16 protein-coding genes are annotated in these 18,695 nt (G+C 64.9%); 10 read left to right on the top strand and 6 right to left on the bottom strand.

What is annotated here, in order from left to right; translation table 11 throughout:
* Nucleotides 1–90 precede the first annotated feature (90 nt).
* From GGQ90_RS29365 to GGQ90_RS18160, 6 genes are all read left to right on the top strand, one after another.
* Complete coding sequence (locus tag GGQ90_RS29365; protein WP_246428308.1) at nucleotides 91–441, top strand: sulfatase-like hydrolase/transferase; 351 nt, start codon at nucleotides 91–93, stop codon at nucleotides 439–441.
* Nucleotides 386–1,657 (top strand): sulfatase-like hydrolase/transferase, encoded by a 1,272-nt coding sequence (locus tag GGQ90_RS18180; RefSeq protein WP_246428307.1) that lies wholly within the window; start codon nucleotides 386–388, stop codon nucleotides 1,655–1,657. Before GGQ90_RS29365 ends, GGQ90_RS18180 begins: the two co-directional genes overlap by 56 nt.
* 54 nt (nucleotides 1,658–1,711) lie before the next feature.
* Nucleotides 1,712–2,947, top strand: coding sequence for an anaerobic sulfatase maturase (locus GGQ90_RS18175; RefSeq protein ID WP_223178320.1), 1,236 nt, complete (start codon nucleotides 1,712–1,714; stop codon nucleotides 2,945–2,947).
* A 234-nt stretch (nucleotides 2,948–3,181) separates the two neighbouring features.
* Nucleotides 3,182–4,522, top strand: coding sequence for a cystathionine gamma-synthase family protein (locus tag GGQ90_RS18170; protein ID WP_188083385.1), 1,341 nt, complete (start codon nucleotides 3,182–3,184; stop codon nucleotides 4,520–4,522).
* Nucleotides 4,522–5,454, top strand: a complete 933-nt coding sequence (locus GGQ90_RS18165; protein WP_188083384.1) for an NAD(P)-dependent oxidoreductase — start codon at nucleotides 4,522–4,524, stop codon at nucleotides 5,452–5,454. The genes GGQ90_RS18170 and GGQ90_RS18165 overlap by 1 nt, the downstream gene beginning before the upstream one ends.
* 67 nt (nucleotides 5,455–5,521) lie before the next feature.
* Nucleotides 5,522–7,375, top strand: a complete 1,854-nt coding sequence (locus GGQ90_RS18160; protein WP_188083383.1) for an AsmA family protein — start codon at nucleotides 5,522–5,524, stop codon at nucleotides 7,373–7,375.
* Between the two features lie 4 nt (nucleotides 7,376–7,379).
* Here GGQ90_RS18160 and GGQ90_RS18155 read toward each other — a convergent pair whose 3' ends face one another.
* Nucleotides 7,380–8,054, bottom strand: coding sequence for an HAD family hydrolase (locus tag GGQ90_RS18155; RefSeq protein ID WP_188083382.1), 675 nt, complete (start codon nucleotides 8,052–8,054; stop codon nucleotides 7,380–7,382).
* Between the two features lie 98 nt (nucleotides 8,055–8,152).
* On the opposite strand from GGQ90_RS18155, the gene GGQ90_RS18150 reads away from it, so the two are divergent.
* From GGQ90_RS18150 to GGQ90_RS18135, 4 genes are read left to right on the top strand one after another with little or no spacing between them, the layout of a single operon-like run.
* Nucleotides 8,153–9,265, top strand: coding sequence for an MlaE family ABC transporter permease (locus tag GGQ90_RS18150; RefSeq protein ID WP_188083381.1), 1,113 nt, complete (start codon nucleotides 8,153–8,155; stop codon nucleotides 9,263–9,265).
* Nucleotides 9,265–10,140 (top strand): ABC transporter ATP-binding protein, encoded by an 876-nt coding sequence (locus GGQ90_RS18145; protein WP_188083380.1) that lies wholly within the window; start codon nucleotides 9,265–9,267, stop codon nucleotides 10,138–10,140. The genes GGQ90_RS18150 and GGQ90_RS18145 overlap by 1 nt, the downstream gene beginning before the upstream one ends.
* A gap of 3 nt (nucleotides 10,141–10,143) precedes the next feature.
* Nucleotides 10,144–11,106: an MlaD family protein gene (locus tag GGQ90_RS18140; protein WP_188083379.1), complete on the top strand. Its 963-nt coding sequence runs from the start codon at nucleotides 10,144–10,146 to the stop codon at nucleotides 11,104–11,106.
* Nucleotides 11,107–11,117: 11 nt separating this feature from the next.
* Nucleotides 11,118–11,732, top strand: coding sequence for an ABC-type transport auxiliary lipoprotein family protein (locus GGQ90_RS18135; protein ID WP_188083378.1), 615 nt, complete (start codon nucleotides 11,118–11,120; stop codon nucleotides 11,730–11,732).
* A gap of 42 nt (nucleotides 11,733–11,774) precedes the next feature.
* Here GGQ90_RS18135 and pepN read toward each other — a convergent pair whose 3' ends face one another.
* From pepN to mnmG, 5 genes are all read right to left on the bottom strand, one after another.
* On the bottom strand, nucleotides 11,775–14,378 hold the full coding sequence (gene pepN / locus GGQ90_RS18130; RefSeq protein ID WP_188083377.1) for an aminopeptidase N: 2,604 nt from the start codon (nucleotides 14,376–14,378) through the stop codon (nucleotides 11,775–11,777).
* 82 nt (nucleotides 14,379–14,460) lie between these two features.
* The gene (locus GGQ90_RS18125; protein WP_188083376.1) at nucleotides 14,461–15,390 is read right to left on the bottom strand and encodes a ParB/RepB/Spo0J family partition protein; all 930 of its coding nucleotides are present in this window, start codon (nucleotides 15,388–15,390) and stop codon (nucleotides 14,461–14,463) included.
* On the bottom strand, nucleotides 15,387–16,169 hold the full coding sequence (locus GGQ90_RS18120) for a ParA family protein (RefSeq protein WP_188083375.1): 783 nt from the start codon (nucleotides 16,167–16,169) through the stop codon (nucleotides 15,387–15,389). Before GGQ90_RS18120 ends, GGQ90_RS18125 begins: the two co-directional genes overlap by 4 nt.
* Nucleotides 16,166–16,807: a 16S rRNA (guanine(527)-N(7))-methyltransferase RsmG gene (rsmG, locus tag GGQ90_RS18115; RefSeq protein WP_188083374.1), complete on the bottom strand. Its 642-nt coding sequence runs from the start codon at nucleotides 16,805–16,807 to the stop codon at nucleotides 16,166–16,168. The genes GGQ90_RS18120 and rsmG overlap by 4 nt, the downstream gene beginning before the upstream one ends.
* Nucleotides 16,804–18,654 (bottom strand): tRNA uridine-5-carboxymethylaminomethyl(34) synthesis enzyme MnmG, encoded by a 1,851-nt coding sequence (gene mnmG, locus GGQ90_RS18110; RefSeq protein WP_188083373.1) that lies wholly within the window; start codon nucleotides 18,652–18,654, stop codon nucleotides 16,804–16,806. The genes rsmG and mnmG overlap by 4 nt, the downstream gene beginning before the upstream one ends.
* Between the last annotated feature and the right edge of the window lie 41 nt (nucleotides 18,655–18,695).

The raw sequence follows: 18,695 nt of genomic DNA, 5'->3' as shown, positions 1-18,695 counted from the left end.
AGTCTGTCGGAGCTACGGCTCTCGTCACGCAGGTATATTTCTGCACCACGGAGGGTGGCCATGGTCTTGCTGACTTCATTGAAATCTGATTTGAACAGGCTGGCCCTGGGGACCGCAGCGCTCGCGCTATGGACTGCGCCGGTCGCGGCTCAGTCAGACGTCCGGACGACACAAACGCCAACCGCTCCGCCCAATATTCTCATCATCTATCCCGACGATGTCGGCTGGAGCAATGTCAGCGCTTATGGTCAGGGGGTGATGGGCTATACCACGCCCAATATCGACCGGCTGGCCAAGGAAGGGGCAATGTTCACCGAACATTATGCCCAGCCATCCTCCACGGCCGGTCGTGCATCGCTGATCACCGGCCAATATCCGATCCGGAATGACGTCGGTCGGGCTTCCCGGGTCGCCGCTCGGATTGCAGGCCGGGTCGCCTAGCCTGGCCGAAGTGTTGAAGGGACGGGGCTATGCCACAGGTCAATTCGGCAAGAATCATCTTGGCGACAATAATTCCGCCCTGCCCACCATGCATGGATTCGACGAGTTTTTCGGTAACCTTTATCATCTGAATGCCGAAGAAACGCCCGAGCAGCGGGATTATCCGAAAGATCCGGCGTTCAAGGCCAAATATGGGCCGCGGGGGGTGCTGCACAGTTGGTCCACCAATGTGGACGACAAGACCATCGATCCACGCTTTGGCGTTGTGGGCAAACAAAAAATCCAGGACACTGGCCCGCTGACGATTGAGCGGATGAAAACGATCGACGCAACTTTCATAGATGCGAGCCTCGATTTCGTGAACCGCGCGAAAGCGGCCGGAAAGCCCTGGTTCGTCTGGCTCAACCCCAGCCGCATGCACCTGTTCCAGCATCTTAGCGACGAAAACCGCTATCTGGCACAGGATGCGACAATGGCCGACGATATCTATGGATCGGGCATGATCGAGCATGACAAGCAAGTCGGCGCGCTGCTCGAACGGCTGAAGGCCATGGGCGCGCTCGACAACACCATCGTCATCTGGTCGACCGATAACGGCCCGTCGCACAATGCCCGCATCCATGGTGGTACGACCCCGTTCCGGGGCGAGAAGATGACCACCTATGAGGGTGGCGTCCGCGTACCGTTCATCGCCTGGTGGCCAGGACACATACCCGGCGGTCAGGTGAAGCAAGGCATTCAGGCGAACATGGACGTGTTCACCACCCTTGCCGCCGCCGCCGGTGTTCCCGATGCTGCCGCACGCGTGCTGAAGGAAAAGAACCAGGTAATCGACGGGGTCAACAACCTCGACTGGTGGGAAGGCAAGTCCGACCATTCCAACCGTAAAGATTATATCTATTATGAAGGCAGCGATATCAGAGCAGTTCGTCTGGACAAGTGGAAGATGCATTTCGCAACGTCGGAAGGCTTTTTCGATCCATGGAAAGAACTGAAATTTCCGATGGCTATCAACCTTCACTTCGATCCGTATGAGACATTCGACACCGTCACCGACCAGACTTACGGCACTGAACGTAAGCAGTGGCTTATGGGGCCGATCCAGGATTTGCTGGGCGCACACGTGAAGTCGCTGATCGATCATCCGCCATTGCAGATCGCGCCATCGTTCGATCTTTCGAAGACGACGGAAAAGCTGCAAAAGGCCTCGAATTGAACAGGGTCCCGTCTATGCGTTCGGGCACATCAATTTTATGGTGCTCCGATGCATATGCCGACGCTTAGACGGGAGACCCTGATCCGCGGATCGACCTATCGCTTCCACGCCATGGTCAAGCCGGGCGGGGCAGAGTGCAATATCGACTGCGCTTATTGCTTCTATCTGCACAAGACCGACCTGCTTGGCCATAAGCGCCACGTGCGGATGGATGATGCGACGCTCGATCAGCATATCCGCCAATATATCGAGGCGCAGACCGGCGAAGAGGTGATCTTCTCATGGCAAGGGGGCGAACCCACGCTGATGGGACTCGCCTTCTTCGAGAAGGTCGTGGCGTTGCAGGCGAAACATGGCAAGCCTGGCCAGCGGATCGAGAACGATCTGCAGACCAATGGCCTCTTGCTCGATGCACGGTGGATCGACTTCCTCAAGCGGAACCATTTCCATGTCGGTCTGTCGATCGATGGTCCACAACGGCTGCACGACCGCTATCGCCTGACCAAGAACGGACAACCCACGTTCGACCGGGTTATGGCAGCAGCACAAATGCTTCGCGAGGCCGACATCCCCTTCGCGGCACTGTGTGTCGTCAATCGCGAAAATGCCCTGCATCCGCGCGAGGTTTATCGTTTTCTTGTCGACCAGCTCGGCACCTGGCGCGTCCAGTTCACCCCAGCAGTCGAGCCACGCCAGTTCAAGGTGACGGCTCCTGCGCGGATGGACGAGCCGCCGCTGGAAGGAGACCCGCGCGCACGGCCGGGTCACCCCGATTCCATCGTCACCGACTGGTCCGTCGATCCCGATGATTACGGGCGATTTCTGAGCGGCGTGTGGGACGAATGGTTCGCTACCGACATCGGCCGCGTCCACGTCAACCTGTTCGAAACTGCGGTGGCGCAGGCCGCGGGAATGCCCGCACAAATGTGTACCCAGGGCGAAGTCTGCGGCAAGGCCGTCGCCGTGGAGCATGATGGCGAAGTCTTCTCCTGCGACCACTTCGTCTATCCCGAATATCGCCTGGGCAACATCCATCAGGCGCATATGGGCAATCTGGCATTCTCGCCCGCACAGGAAAGATTCGGCCGGGCCAAGAGTGCCGCGCTTCCCACCAAGTGCCGCAGCTGCGACTATCTGCGGCTATGCTATGGCGAATGTCCCAAAAACCGACTGATCCGGACGCGAGAGGGGGAGGCGGGCCTCAACTATCTCTGTTCCGGTCTCTACGCCTTTTACGACCATATCGGGTCTGACGTCGTGCATATCCTGCAATCGATGGGCCGCCTCTGACCGGAAAGGATGCGGGCCGCTGCGCGGATAACGCAGAGCCGGACCTTTGTTATGCTCCGGGCTTTCTCCGAAAACAGGGGCGCCCTCCCCCATCATCACTCATCTTGCTAGAAACAATCATACCGCGTCACGAAAGATTATATCACTCTTCTCTGGCCCCTTCCCCCGCTCCTGCGTTACAGTCCACCATCCAATGAGCGGCACAGCAGAGGCCGCCAGATGCAGGAGAATGACATGACCGGCGAAACCCCGCCCCCCGTCACCGAGGCAGATCTGACCGGCGCCGAGCCGCCCCATAATCGCCGCCGCCCCAAGGCCCCGATCCTGGAGATTGACGGCCGCAAGCTGAAGCCCGCGACCCTGATGATGGGCCATGGCTATGACCCGACCCTGTCCGAAGGGTCATTGAAACCCCCGATCTTCCTGACCTCCACCTTCGCCTTCGAGAGCGCGGCCGCGGGCAAGCGCCATTTCGAGGGGGTCACCGGGATCCGTCCCGGCGGCGCCGAGGGGCTGGTCTATTCGCGCTTCAACGGCCCCAATCAGGAGATTGCCGAAGATCGGCTGTCGGTGTGGGAGGAAGCGGAGGACGCTTTGCTCTTTTCCAGCGGCATGTCGGCGATCGCCACCACCCTGCTTGCGCTGGTGCAGCCGGGTGACGTGATCGTCCATTCAGCCCCCCTCTATGCCGCGACCGAATCGCTGATCGGCCGCATCCTTGGCCGCTTCGGGGTGCAGTGGCTCGATTTCCCCGCCGGCGCGACCGAGGAAGAAATTGGCGCGGTGATCGAGAAGGCCAAGGGGCTGGGCCGGGTCGCCATGCTCTATCTGGAAAGCCCGGCCAATCCGACCAACGTGCTGGTCGATCTGGAAGCGGTGGTCGCGCGCCGCGATGCGCTGTTCGCCGGCGAAGATCATGTCCCGCCGATCGCGATCGACAATACCTTCCTGGCGCCCCTGTGGCACCGACCGATCACCCATGGCGCCGACCTCGTCATCTACAGCCTGACCAAATATGCCGGCGGACATAGCGATCTGGTCGCGGGCGGCGTGCTGGGCTCCAACGCGCTCATCAACGGCATCCGCCTGATGCGCAACACGATCGGCACGATCCTCGACCCGCACAGCGCCTGGATGCTGTTGCGGTCGCTGGAGACGCTGGAATTGCGGATGAGCCGCGCGGGCGAAAATGCGGAAAAGGTCTGCGCTTGGCTGAAGGACCAGCCGCAGGTGGAGAAGGTCGTCTATCTCGGCTTCCCCGAGACCGAGCGGCAGGCCGATATCTATCGCCGCCACTGCACCGGCGCGGGTTCCACCTTCTCGCTCTATCTGAAAGGTGGCGAGGCGGAAGCCTTCGCCTTCCTTGACGCGCTCAAGATCGCCAAGCTGGCGGTGAGCCTGGGCGGCACCGAGACGCTGGCCAGCCATCCCGCCGCGATGACCCATTTGTCGGTGCCGGCCGAGCGCAAGAAGGCACTGGCGATCGGCGACAATATGGTGCGCATCTCGATCGGTTGCGAGGATGCCGACGATCTGATCGCCGACTTCGCCCAGGCGCTGAAGGCGATAGGATAATGGCCCACCTGCGCCCGGTCATCCTGATCGCCCAGCCCCATCTGGCGCCGCTGCTGCCGATCCTGGCGATGCAATATGACGTCATGGGGCTATGGGAGGAGGCCGGGCGCGCCCGCCTTGGCGAGGCGGAGATATTGGTGACGGCCGGCGAGTTCCGGCTCGATCGCGATATGCTGGCGGCGATGACGCGGCTGCGGCTGATCGCCTGCTTCACCGTCGGCTATGACGGGGTCGATCTCGACTGGGCACGGGCGCACGGCATAGCCGTCAGCCATGCCGGCGACGCCAATGCCGAGGATGTCGCCGACCATGCGATCGGCCTGATCCTCGCGCATCGACGCCAGATCGTCAGCGGCGACCGGGCGTTGCGCGCGGGCGAATGGCTACCCGGCGGCAAGACCATCACCCGCTCGATCGCCGGCACCCGGCTGGGGATCATCGGCATGGGCAGTATCGGCATCGCCATCGCGGCGCGCGCCGATGCGCTGCGCATGACGACCCGCTGGTGGGGGCCGCGGGACAAGCCCGGCCTCGCCTGGCCGCGCAGCGACAGCCTGGCGGCATTAGCGGCCGAGAGCGACATATTGGTCGTCGCGGCGCGCGCCACGGACGACAATCGCGGTATGATCTCCGCCGCTATCCTCGACGCGCTCGGCCCCGACGGCCTGCTGGTCAATGTCGCGCGCGGGCGGCTGGTGGACGAGGACGCGCTGATCGATGCGCTGCACGCCGGTCGGCTGGGCGGCGCGGCGCTCGACGTCTATGCGCAGGAACCGACCGATCCGGCGCGCTGGGCCGATGTCCCCCATTGCATCCTGACGCCCCATACCGGCGGCGCGACCGACGCGGCGGTGGCGCAGATGGCGCAGATGCTGCTCGCCAATATCCGCGCCTTCGTGGCGGAGGAACCGCTGCCCAATCGCGTGCTCTGAACCAAGCCGCAATGCCATGCGTTGAGCCCCGACATGGCCAATCGGGCCGGACGGGAGAGCGATACGGATGGCAAAAGGGGCGAAGCGATGGGTGGTGCGTTGTCTGGTGGGCCTGCCCCTGCTTTGTGCGATCCTGTTGCTGGCGCTCGCCGTCTTCCCATGGGGCTGGATGAAGGCGCCGATCGAGCGCCACCTGTCCGACCGTATCGGCAAGCCGGTGACGATCGGCGCGATGGCGCGGGAGGACAGCCTCTCCTTCCACCCCGTCGTCACCCTGCGCGACCTGCGCGTGCCGCAACCCGGCTGGGTCAGACCCACCCTGCCTGACCTGGCCCGGATTGGTGAAATCCGCGCCGGCTTTTCGGTCTGGGGCCTGCTGACCGGCGGGCCGGTGCTGGAGCGGCTGGAGGCGCGGCGCGCCCGGCTCCAATTCTATCGCGACGCGCAGGGCCGCGAGAACTGGAGCGGCGAGCGCAGCAAAGGCAGCGATCGGCGCGGCGGCCATCCGGCGCTGCACAGCCTGATCGTCAGCAACAGCCGCATCGCCTATCGTGACGACAAGCGCGGGCGATCGGTCGATGCTGCGCTGACGGTGGACCAGCATGGCCTGCGCCTGTCGGGCAAGGGCGATGTGCGCGGCCACCCTGTCACCGTCACTGCGACCGGCGGCCCGATCCTCGACAGCCGGCCGGGCCAGCGCTGGCCGTTCGACGCCGCGATCACCGGCGATGCCGTCGGCTTCACCCTCAAGGGCACGATGGATGGCCCGCTCGACATCGGTCATCTGCGCGGCGAGGCGACCGCCCATGGCACCGACCTCGCCCTGCTCGACGCCATCATCGAGGCGGGCCTGCCCGGTACCCAGCCGGTCCGCCTGACCGCGCGGGTGACACGCGACCGGCCGGACTGGATCGTCGAGGGACTGAAAGGCACCATCGGCCGGTCCGACATTGCCGGTCACGCGACCATCCGCAAGCGTGACGGCCGCACCAGGATCGACGGTGCGCTCAGCGCCGACCGCTTCGATTTCGACGATCTGGCGAGCAATGCCGGCAAGGCGAAGGCGGCGGCCAAGCGCGCAAGGCTCGGACCGCGCCTGATCCCCGATACGGCGATCGACCTCGCCACCGTCGATCACACGGACGGCAAACTGGACCTCCAGGTCCGGCAATTGCTGTGGCCCGGCCCCAGCCCGTTCCGCTCGCTCACTGGCACGATCAGCCTGGAACACAGCCGGCTGTCGGTCGAACCACTGACGCTGGGCCTCACACGCGGCACGCTGTCCGGCCGGATCGGCGTCGACCAGCGCGACGGCGGCCCCCTGCTCGATATCGCCATGACGATGCGCGGCGCACGGCTGCTCGATTTCTTCCCCGATGCCCGGATCGACGGCGCCCTGGTCGGCCGGGTCGCGATCAAGGGACGAGGCAAAACCATCCGTCAGGCGCTGGGTACATCCACCGGCACGATCGCCCTCGTCGCCCGCGATGGCCGCATCCCGGACCGCACCGCCGCCCTGATGGGACAGGATGTCGGCCGTGGTCTGACCCTGTCGAAGCGGAAGGAGGCCGTCCTGCGCTGCATCATCACCCGGCTCGACGTGCGTGACGGTATCGCCCGGCCGGGTCCGGTGCTGATCGACACCTCCCGCGCCCAGACCCAGGCCAGCGGCACGATCCGCCTGTCGGACGAGCGCCTGGCGCTGGCGCTGAGCGGCGTGCCCAAGCAGGACAGCCTGTTGCGGCTGAAGGGCAGCGTGCCGGTCGGCGGCACGATCAAGACGCCCGATATTCAGCTGCCCAGGGACGCCCGATCGGCCAAGGGCATAATCAGGATGATCGGCGATGCGATCGGTGGCCAGAAGCAGCCGACCGTGGGCGACGCCGATTGCGATGCGCTTGCCCGCACCGCGATGCGCTGATCCCTTAGCTCCAGTCCACCCGCGTCCAGCCGCGCTCGGCCGCCAGCTTGGCGAGCGGCGGGTGCGGGTTGGAGGCGAAGGCCTCGTCGGCAAATTCCAGCATCGGCGCGTCCGACACATGGTCGGAATAGGCGCGGATATGCGCCTGGCTGCGGTCGATCGCCTCGGCCGCCATCCACGCCTTGATCATCCGCAACTTGCCGGTGTCGTAGCAATTCTCGCCCGCGATCTTGGCGCGGACATAGGGCAGATCCTGCCCGACATGGTCGGTCGCGATCACCGTGTCGAAGCCCAGCCGCCGCGCGATCGCCTCGACATAGAGGCGATAGGAGGCGGTGGCGAGCACCAGCCGATAGCCCGCCGCGCGGTCCTTGGCGATCTGCTCCAGCGCGCCGGCGCGGACATTCTTCGCCATCACCTTGTCGGCATAGCTTTCGATATGCGACTGCAGCTTCGCCCGGTCCACCCGGCCGCCGATCATCAGCCACTGGTTGGTTTCCTTGAGCGTCTGGCGGCTGATCAGCTTCACCACATAGGCCAGCATGACGAACGGAATGAGCGGCAGGAAGATCAATCGCCAGGGCGCCATATGGGCGGCCACATGGATGAGAAAGCCGGTATAGGTGCCCGAAAAGGTCACCGTGCGGTCCATGTCGTAAATCGCCAACCTGTATGTCATGCCGTGTCCGAAACTTTTATCCCTGCCCGTCGTTCTGTCTGGCGGATGGGCCGTTTCGGCTTGCCGCGCAACCGATAATGGACCACTAATCCCTCCACATGAACAAAGCCGCTGATCTCGTTGAGGAAAGCCGCGACGACGGCGGCAAGGTCATACGCCTGTCCGGCACCTGGTCGATCGCCTGTCTGAACGACATGCCGAACCGGCTGGATGCCATTTCCGGTCCGGTCGCCTGCATCGACGTCGCCGATATCGACCATATGGACACGATCGGCGCCTGGACGATCCACCGCACCGTCAAGCGGCTGGAAACGGAAGTGTCCGGTGGCAGCACGGACTGCAAGCGGCTGATCGGCGCGGTCGGCAAGATCGACGAACCGGTCGATATCCGCCCGACCTATGTCTCTCCCTTCAACCGGGTATTGGGCCAGATCGGCGAGGCGGTGATCAACTCCGTCAACACGCTGGTCGGCCTGCTCGGCTTCTTCGGCGGCGTGCTGGTCACGGTCTGGGGGCTGATCCGCCATCCCAGCCGCTTCCGCATCAATGCCGTGGTCCAGCGGTTCGAAGTCGTCGGCGTATCCGCGCTGGGCATCATCGGCCTGATGAGCTTCCTGATCGGCATCGTCATCGCCCAGCAGGGCGCGGTCCAGCTGCGCCAGTTCGGCATGGAGATGCTGACCATCAACCTGGTCGGCCGCCTTACCTTCCGCGAACTGGGCGTGCTGATGACCGCGATCATGGTCGCCGGCCGCTCCGGCTCCGCCTTCGCCGCCCAGCTCGGCACGATGAAGCTGACCGAGGAGGTCGACGCGATGCGCACCATCGGCGTGTCGCCGATGGAGGCGCTGGTGCTGCCGCGCACCCTGGCGGTCGTCGTGATGATGCCGCTGCTCGGCTTCTATTCCTCGATCATCGCGATCATCGGCGGCGGCTTCCTGTGCGCCGTGTCGCTCGATATTCCGCCGATCACCTTCGTCCAGCGCTTGCGCGAGGTCGTGCCGATCCACGATCTGTGGGTGGGCCTGATCAAGGCACCGGTGTTCGGCCTGATCATCGGCATCAGCGGCTGTTTCCAGGGCATGCAGGTCAAGGCCAATGCCGAGGAAGTCGGCCTGCGCACCACCGCAGCGGTGGTCCAGGCGATCTTCCTGGTGATCGTGCTCGACGCCTTCTTCGCCGTCTTCTTCACCTGGGTGGGCTGGAACTGATGACCGCCAATGAACGCCAGGCCAAGGAAGAACGGATCGAACGGGCGGTCGCATCCGACGACATCGCCATTTCGGTGCGCGGCCTGAAAAACAGCTTCGGCGACCAGACGGTGCACGAAAATCTCGACCTCGACGTGCGCAAGGGCGAGATATTGGGCGTGGTCGGCGGATCGGGCACCGGCAAATCGGTGCTGATGCGATCGATCATCGGCCTGCAGGTGCCCGACGAGGGTGAGGTCCATGTCTTTGGCGAGGACATGGTCGGTCGCCTCGACGATGATGAGGCGCTGGCGATCCGCAAGCGCTGGGGTGTGCTGTTTCAGGGCGGCGCCCTCTTTTCGACCCTGACCGTGGCCGAAAATGTCGAAGTGCCGATCCGCGAATATTATCCCAATATCGGCCCGGTGCTGCGCGACGAGATCGCCGCCTACAAGATCCGCATGACCGGCCTGCCGCCCGAGGCCGGCCCCAAATATCCGGCGGAACTGTCGGGCGGCATGAAGAAGCGCGCCGGCCTGGCCCGCGCTCTGGCGCTCGACCCGGACCTGCTGTTCCTCGACGAGCCGACTGCCGGCCTCGACCCGATCGGCGCTGCCGCGTTCGACGACCAGACCCGCAAGCTGCAGGAAACGCTGGGCCTCACCGTATTCCTCATCACCCATGATCTCGACACGCTTTATTCGATCTGCGACCGTGTCGCGGTGCTGGCAGACAAGAAGGTGATCGCGGTGGGGACGATCGACGAATTGCTGGCGCTCGATCACCCCTGGATTCAGGAATATTTCAACGGTCCGCGGGGCCGCGCCGCAACAGCGGCCGTCTCGCGCGAACGCGGCAAGGCCGCTGCCGAAAAACAAGCGGACGGAAGGCAATAGGATATGGAAACCCGGTCCAATCATGTGCTGGTCGGCGCGGTCACGCTGCTGCTGCTGGCCGCCATCATGGCGGCCGCGTTCTGGTTCTCGCGCCTGTCCAACGGCGAGAACAAGGAATATGACATCTTCTTCAAGCAGTCGGTGAACGGCCTCGCCAAGGGATCGGGCGTCAATTATTCGGGCGTCCCTTCCGGCCAGGTCGAAAAGATCGAACTGTGGAAGCGCGATCCCAGCTTCGTGAAGGTGCGCATTTCGGTGAAGGACGGCACCCCGGTGCTGCAAGGCACGACCGCGACCATCGCCGGCGTCGGCTTTACCGGGGTCAGCGAAGTGGTGCTGGACGGCGCGGTCAAGGGCGCGCCGCCGATCATCTGCCCCGCCGACAACAGTCAATCGGCCTGCCCCGACGGCGTGCCGGTGATCCCGACCAAGCCGGGGGCGCTGGGCGAATTGCTCAACAATGCGCCGCAACTGCTGGAGCGCCTGTCGACCCTGACCGAGAAGCTGACCGAGCTGCTCAACGACAAGAATCAGCAGTCGATCGCCGGCATCCTAGCCAATCTCGACCGCGTGACCGGATCGCTGGCCGATCGCAGCCCGGAAATCGCCGCTACCCTGGCCGAAGCGCGCATCGCGGTGCAGCGCACCGGCGTCGCCGCGCAGCAGATCGGCGAGCTGGCCGCGACCACCAATGGCCTGATCAATGACGAAGGCCGCCCGCTGATGGCCGACCTGCGCAAGAGCGTGGCCTCGGCCAGCCGCAGCATCGACACGCTCGACAAGACCATCGCCGAAGCGCAGCCGGGCGTGCATGCCTTCAGCAACCAGACCATGCCGGAAGTGAACCGCCTGGTTCGCGACCTGCGCGAAATGTCGCGCGCCTTCCGCGGCGTCGCGGAAAAACTCGACCAGCAGGGCGCGGGCTCGATCGTCGGATCGCCCCAACTGCCCGATTATAAGCCATGAAAGGGAGCCGGATGATGATCCACAAGAAACTGGGTGGCGCATCGCTGGCGCTTGCCGCTGCAATCGCCCTGTCCGGCTGTGTCTCGATCGGCAGCAAGCCGCCGCAGCAGTTGCTGACGCTCGACGCCGCGCACAAGGTGCCGACCGGCGCCCAGAGCAATGCCGGCGGCGGCCGCAGCCTGATCATCGTCGATCCCGAAGCCGCACGCGTCATCGACACGGTGCGCGTGCCGGTGCAGGTGACGCCGACGTCGGTCGCCTATGTGACCAAGGTGCAATGGGCCGAAACACCCCGCCACCTGTTCCGCCGCCTGCTGGCCGAAACGGTGGCGGCGACCACGGATCGGATCATACTCGATTCCGGTCAGTTTTCCGGTGACGGCGGCCAGCGCCTGAGCGGCGAGCTGATCGCCTTCACCATCGACCAGGCCAGCAGCAGCGCCGTCGTCACCTTCGATGCCGCACTGATGACCCCGGCCGGCGTCGCGATCGCCCGCCAGCGCTTTACCGCCAGCGCACCGGTCGGCGGCAAGATCGACGCCAGCACGGTGGGCGCACCACTCAACAGCGCCGCCAACAAGGTGGCGACCGACGTCGCCGCCTGGGTCGCGGCGCAAAAGGACTGATCGGCCGGCCGGGGTTTGAACGCCCCGGCCGCCGCCTTTCCCTTATCCCTCCAGGCTCTTGCTCGCCTGCTCGGTCACGTCCTTGGACAGGCCGGGTTCATTCAGGATGCGCTGCAATTCCGCGCGCATCAGCGCGGCGCGGCCCTCATCGAAGCGCTTCCAGCGGCCAAGCGGCGGCACCAGCCGGGCGGCGGTCTGCGGGTTGAGCTTGTCGAGCGCAATGATGCAGTCGGCGACCAGCCTATAGCCCTTGCCCGACTTGTCGTGGAACGCCCACTGGTTGCCGGCAAAGGCACCATAGAGCGAGCGCACCCGGTTCGGGTTACCCAGCGTAAACGCCCTGTGCTGGCCCAGTTGCTCGACCAGCTCCACCGTATCGGGATGGAAGGCGAAGGCCTGGGTCTGGAACCATTTGTCCAGCGTCAGCGCATCGTCGCTGTAGCGATTGAAGAAGATGTCGAGCGCCGCCTCCCGCTCGGGGCTGGTGCCGCTCGCCAGCGTCGCCAGCGCCGACTGACGCTCGGTCATGTTGTCGGCGTCGCTATACTGGCCATAGGCGATCGCCGGGCCATCCGCCGCGCCCGACGCGACAAGATAGAGGAGCGCGACATTGCGCAGCTTGCGCGCGCCCTTGGCGGCCGGGGAGACCGCAAAGGCGTTGGCCTTGGTCCTGGCATGGATATCACGCCACAGCGGCTCCAGATCGGCGCCCAGGCGGGTCTGGAGGGCATCGCGGGCAGCATGGATCGCGTCCGGGTCCACCTGTTTCATCTGGTCGCCCAGATAGGCTTCGCTCGGCAGGCGGATCGCCTCGGCAACGAAGGCCGGGTCGAGCAGCGGATCGGTGATGGTGTTGCGCACCGCGTCGACCACCGCCGTCACGTCGACGCTCTGGCCCGCAACCTGACCGACCAGCACATTGACCATCAGCTGCTGCATCGCCTCATAACGGGCGAAGGGATCGTCATCATGCGCCGACAGGAAGGCCAAATCCGCCTGGCTGCGATTGGTCTCGACGATCACCGGCGCGGAAAAGCCGCGGTTGATCGACAGGATCGGCAGGCTGGCGAAATTGTCGAACGTGAAACGCTGCTGCGCCTCCGTCAGCATCAGCAACTGGTCGCCATGATGGCTGCCGGTCGCCGGATCATAAAGGGCGACGCGCAGCGGGATCGCCATCGGCCGCTTGTCGGGCTGGCCCGGCGTCGGCGGCACGCTCTGTTCCAGCAACAGCTCGGCCGTGCGGCTGACCGGATCATGGCTCAGCAGCCCGCGGACATGGGGCGTGCCCGCCTGCTCATACCAGCGGCGGAACTGGCCAAGGTCGATCTCGCCGCCCTCCTCCATCGCGCGGACAAAATCCTCGCAGGTCGCCGCCTCGCCATCATGCCGGTCGAAATAGAGGTCGGTGCCGGCGCGGAAGCGCTCCGCCCCCAGCATCAGCGCCATCATGCGGATCAGCTCGGCGCCCTTGTTATAGATGGTCGCCGTATAGAAGTTGCTGATTTCCATGTAGGATTCGGGCCGCACCGGATGCGCCAGCGGGCCTGAATCCTCCTGGAACTGCGCCGCGCGCAGGATGCGCACATCCTCGATCCGCTTGACCGCATGGCTGCCCATGTCGGCCGAGAAATTCTGGTCGCGAAAGACGGTGAAGCCTTCCTTCAGCGACAGCTGGAACCAGTCGCGACAGGTGACGCGATTGCCCGACCAGTTGTGGAAATATTCATGCGCCACCACGCCCTCGACGCCATCATAGTCGATGTCGGTCGCGGTCTCGGGATCGGCCAGAATATAGCGCGAATTGAAGATGTTGAGGCCCTTATTCTCCATCGCGCCGAAGTTGAAGTCGGCCACCGCGACGATGTTGAACACGTCCAGATCATATTCGCGGCCATAGACGCGCTCGTCCCAGGCCATGCTGTTCTTGAGCGCCTGCATCGCATGGTCGGTGCGCGGCAGGTCGGCCTCGCGCACCCAGATGCCCAGCGCCACCTCGCGCCCGCTCATCGTCACGAAACGGTCGGCGTTGCAGGCGAGGTCGCCGGCGACCAGCGCGAAGAGATAGCAGGGCTTGGGATAAGGATCATTCCATTGTGCCCAATGGCGGCCGCCCTCCAGATCGCCCTGCTCGACCGGATCGCCATTGGCGAGCAGGATCGGGTAGCGCGCCTTGTCGGCGGTCAGCTTCACGCTGTAGCGCGACAGGATATCGGGGCGATCGGGGAAGAAGGTGATGCGGCGAAAACCCTCCGCCTCGCACTGGGTGCAGAGTAGGCCGCCGCTGGCATAAAGGCCCATCAGCTTGCTGTTGCTCTCGGGTGCCAGCTCGACCAGCACCGCCACCTTGTGGGTCGCGCCGCTGAGCGGCACGACCAGCGCGCCGGCCTCCAGCGTCCATTCCGTTTCGTCCAAGCTGCAGCCGTCGACCTTCACCGCCAGCGGCACCAGTCCATCACCATCGAGCCGCAGCGGCCGATCATGGTCGCCATTGCGCGCCACCGACAGGTCCGACCAGATCCGCGTCCGCGCGGCATCCAGATCGAAATCAAGGGCGATGTCGGGGACCAGCCAGTCGGGCACGCGATAATCGGCGCGGCGGATGATGGCGGGAGCGGCGGCTTGGGTGGATTGGATATCGGCCATGGCACCAGCCTAGTGCCTGATTCTGTGAGGGGGAAGCGCTTTGCACATCCCCCTCATCCAGAACCCAACCGATGCGACTTTTTTAGATCCGCTCGCCCGACAGGCGCTGGCACAGCATGTCGAGCTGATCGAGCGTCGAATAGCGCAGTGACAACATTCCCGGCCCGTCGCCGTTGTCAGCAATCTCGACCTTCAGGCCAAGGATATCGGCCAGATGCTGTTCCAGTGCCGCGATATCGGCATCCTTGCCGCCGGCAGTTGCGCCGCGCGACTTGGGCTCGGCATCCTCGCCTTTCTTGGTCTTGCGCACCAGCTGCTCGGTCTCGCGGACCGAAAGCCCCTTCTGCTCCACCATCAGCGCCATCGATTCGCAGCCCGGCACGCCGATCAGCGCGCGGGCATGACCCATGCTGATCCGCCCGTGCGACACCGCCTGCTGCACCGGATCGGGCAGGTCGAGCAGGCGCATCAGATTGGCAATATGGCTGCGCGACTTGCCGACGATACGGCCCAGCGCTTCCTGGCTATGATGAAATTCGCCGATCAGCTTGCGATAGGCCTCGGCCTCTTCGATCGGGTTGAGATCCTCGCGCTGGATATTCTCGACCAGCGCGATTTCCAGCGTTTCCTGCTCGTCGAAGTCGCGCACGATCGCCGGAATGCGATGCAGCTGCGCCTTCTGCGCCGCGCGCCAGCGCCGTTCGCCCGCGACGATCTGGAAACCGCCGCCATGCGGACGGACGATGATCGGCTGGATCACGCCGCGCTTTGCGATGCTGTCGGCCAGCTCCTGCAACGCGTCCTGGTCGAAATGGCGGCGCGGCTGTTCCGGGTGCGGCTGGATCAGCGCGACCTCGATATTCTGCACTGCCTTGCTCGACGGCGCAGCGCTGCTCGCGCTCGCCGCCACCGGCTCTTCCCGGCTCACATCGCCCAGCAGCGCCGACAGGCCGCGGCCCAGACCGTGCGGCCGCTTTACCGGCTTCTGCTTTTCCCCAATCTCGTCGCTCAAGCCGCTACCTCCTGTCGGGGAAGACGCGCGATCAATTCGCGCGCCAGACGCATATAGGCTTCCGACCCCGAACAGCGGAAATCATAGATGAGTGCCGGCACACCATGGCTCGGCGCTTCGGACAGGCGCACATTGCGCGGAATGACGGTGGTGAAGACGAGATTGCCCAGCACCGCGCGCACATCGTCGGCGACCTGGTCGGTCAGCCGGTTGCGGCGGTCATACATGGTCAGCGCCACGCCCAGGATCGACAGACCGGTGTTGAAGCGGCTGCGGATGCGCTCGACCGTCTGCAACAGCTGCGACAGCCCCTCCAGCGCGAAAAATTCGCACTGCAACGGCACCAGCAGCGATTGTGCCGCCACCATCGCATTGACCGTCAGCAGGCCGAGAGACGGCGGGCAGTCGATCAGGCAGATGTCCCAGCGGCCAGCCGGGGCCTCGGCCAGTACCCGTTCCAGACGATGAGTGCGCTGCTCATAGTCGATCAGCTCGATCTCGGCGCCCGACAGATCCTGGGTCGCGGGGATCAAGTCCAGCTTAGGCACACGGGTGGTGACGACCGCTTCGTCCAGCTCGCAATTGCCGACCAGCAGGTCATAGCTCGATCGGGTCCGGTCGGCCTGATAGACGCCCAGCCCGGTCGATGCATTGCCCTGCGGATCAAGATCGACCAGCAGCACGCGCAGGCCCGTCGCGGCCAGGCCGGTCGCCAGATTGATGGCCGTGGTGGTCTTGCCGACTCCGCCCTTCTGATTGGCGATGGCGATACAAATCATCCTCGACCCTTCTTTTTGACAGGTTTGACGGATCGCGCGACGATGATGGCGCTGTCGGCGTCGGTCACGCTGCGTTCCACATGAAACGCACCTTGCCATGCCGGACGCGCGGTCTCCAGTTCATTCTGCGCATTTCGTCCCTTGGGCAGCACCCAAATCGTCTTTTCATCGGCCAGATGCTGGGCCGACTGGAGCAATTTTGGCAGCGGCGCATAAGCGCGGGCGCTGATGACGGCAGACCGGGTGGGCGGCGCAATCTCGACCCGCCCGCCAAAGACCGATGCGTTGCGCAGCCCCAGCTCCGCGATCACATCATTGAGGAAATCGATTCGCTTGCGGCGCGATTCGACCATGATCAACGGCCGCTCGGACAGGCTGGCGACAACGATACCGGGCAGGCCGGCGCCGGAGCCCAGGTCCATCCAAGGCCCCTCCCCCGCATCCTTGGCATGCAACAGCAGCTGGGCCGAGTCGACGATATGCCGCGCCCAGACATGGGGCCGGGTCGATTCGGCGATCAGATTCTGCTCCTCCATCGCGGACAGCAAAAGCGACACATAGCGCTCCAGCCGATCCCATGTTTCACGTGGAACATCAAAATGCGCATCGAGCCAGGCCCGCGCTTCGTCTTCGGTCATGCTGCCTTCCGCCGCACATGGACAAGGATGGCAGCGAGCGCCGCCGGGGTGATGCCGCGGATACGGCCCGCAGCGGCTAGCGTGTCAGGACGCGCCCCGTCCAGCCGCTCGATCATCTCGGTCGACAGGCCGCCGACGCTGGCAAAGTCGAAGTCCGTCGGAATCGCCACGCGCTCGTCCCGACGCAGTGCGGCGATCTCCGCATCCTGCCGTTCGAGATAGGGCGCGTAATGGGCGTCTTCCAAAATCTCCGCCCGCAGATCGGCGGGGGCATCCGCCAGACTCGGTGCCAGCGTCACCAGCAGGTCGGCCTGCACCTCGGGGAAGCGCGCCCATTCGAACAGGCTGCGCCGCGCGCCATCCTGCCGCACCGTTGCCCCCGCCCGCGCCATCTCGGTCGCGGTAAAGGGTCCCGCCAGTTCCGCTTCGATCGCGACGCGCGCACTGGTCCGTGCGGCGAAGCGCGCCGCCCGATCAGGGCCGATGATACCATGCGCCATACCGATCTCCCCCAGCCGCGTCTCGGCATTGTCGGCGCGCAGTCGCAGCCGATATTCGGCGCGCGCGGTCAGCATGCGATAGGGTTCGGTCACGCCCTGCAGCACCAGATCGTCGATCATCACGCCGATATAGGAACTGGCCCGATCAAGAATCATCGGCGCCTCACCCCGCGCCCGCGCCGCAGCATTAGTGCCGGCGACCAACCCCTGGGCAGCCGCCTCCTCATAGCCGGTCGTGCCATTGATCTGCCCCGCGCAGAAGAGGCCGGGCAGTGCCCGCACTTCCAGACTGGCATCCAGCGCGCGCGGATCGATATGGTCATATTCGACCGCATAGCCCGGCACGACGATCTCCGCCTGCTCCAGCCCGCGCATGGACCGTATCATGGCCAGCTGCACATCAGCCGGCAGCGAGGTGCTGATGCCATTGGGATAGACCAGCGGGTCATCCAACCCTTCCGGCTCCAGGAAAATCTGATGGCCGTCGCGATCGCCGAAGCGGATCACCTTATCCTCGATCGACGGGCAGTAACGTGGCCCCCGCCCCTCGATCGCGCCGCTGAATAGAGGCGAACGCCCCAGCCCCTCGCGGATGATGGCATGGGTCCGTTCATTGGTGCGGGTGATGGCACAGGCCAGTTGCGGCAGCGGCCGATGATCTGACAGCGGCGACATGGTCCAGCCCGCGCCGTCCGACGCCTGCTCCTCCAGCACTGACCAATCGATGGTGCGGCCGTCAATGCGCGGCGGCGTCCCGGTCTTCAGGCGGCCGATCGGCAGGCCCATCGCGCGCAACTGCACGCCCAGCGCCATTGCCGCCCGCTCGCCAGTGCGGCCACCGACATCGATATCCTCGCCCCGGAACAGCTTGCCGCCCAGGAAGGTGCCGGTCGCCAGCACAACCGAAGGAACCTCCAGCATCCGGCCATCGGCCAGCGCCAGACCCGCCACAGCACCCTCGCGGACGATCAGGCCCACCGCCTCGCCTTCGACGATCTCAAGGCCAGCCTGGGCGTCGAGCATCTGATGGATCGCCGCCTTGTAACGCTTGCGGTCCGCCTGCACGCGCGGCCCCTGCACGGCGGCACCCTTGCTGCTATTGAGCATGCGATAATGGATCGCCCCTGCATCAGCGGCGCGGCCGATCAAGCCGTCGAGTGCATCCACTTCGCGGACGAGATGGCCCTTGCCCAGACCACCGATCGCCGGGTTGCAGGACATGGCACCCACGGTCGCCCGCTCGAAGGTCAGCAGCGCCACCGCTGCGCCCTTGCGCGCTGCCGCAGCGGCAGCCTCGCAGCCGGCATGGCCGCCACCGACCACGATCACATCATAGCTTGTTCGCATGGCGGCCCCATATCAGATTCAGGGGCCTTCGGTCAAAAGCG

The organism is Sphingobium scionense (assembly GCF_014197035.1).
In the GTDB taxonomy this organism is placed as follows: domain Bacteria; phylum Pseudomonadota; class Alphaproteobacteria; order Sphingomonadales; family Sphingomonadaceae; genus Sphingobium; species Sphingobium scionense.
The sequence above is the reverse complement of the archived record's forward strand: the minus strand, read 5'-3'. Positions and strand labels throughout refer to the sequence as shown.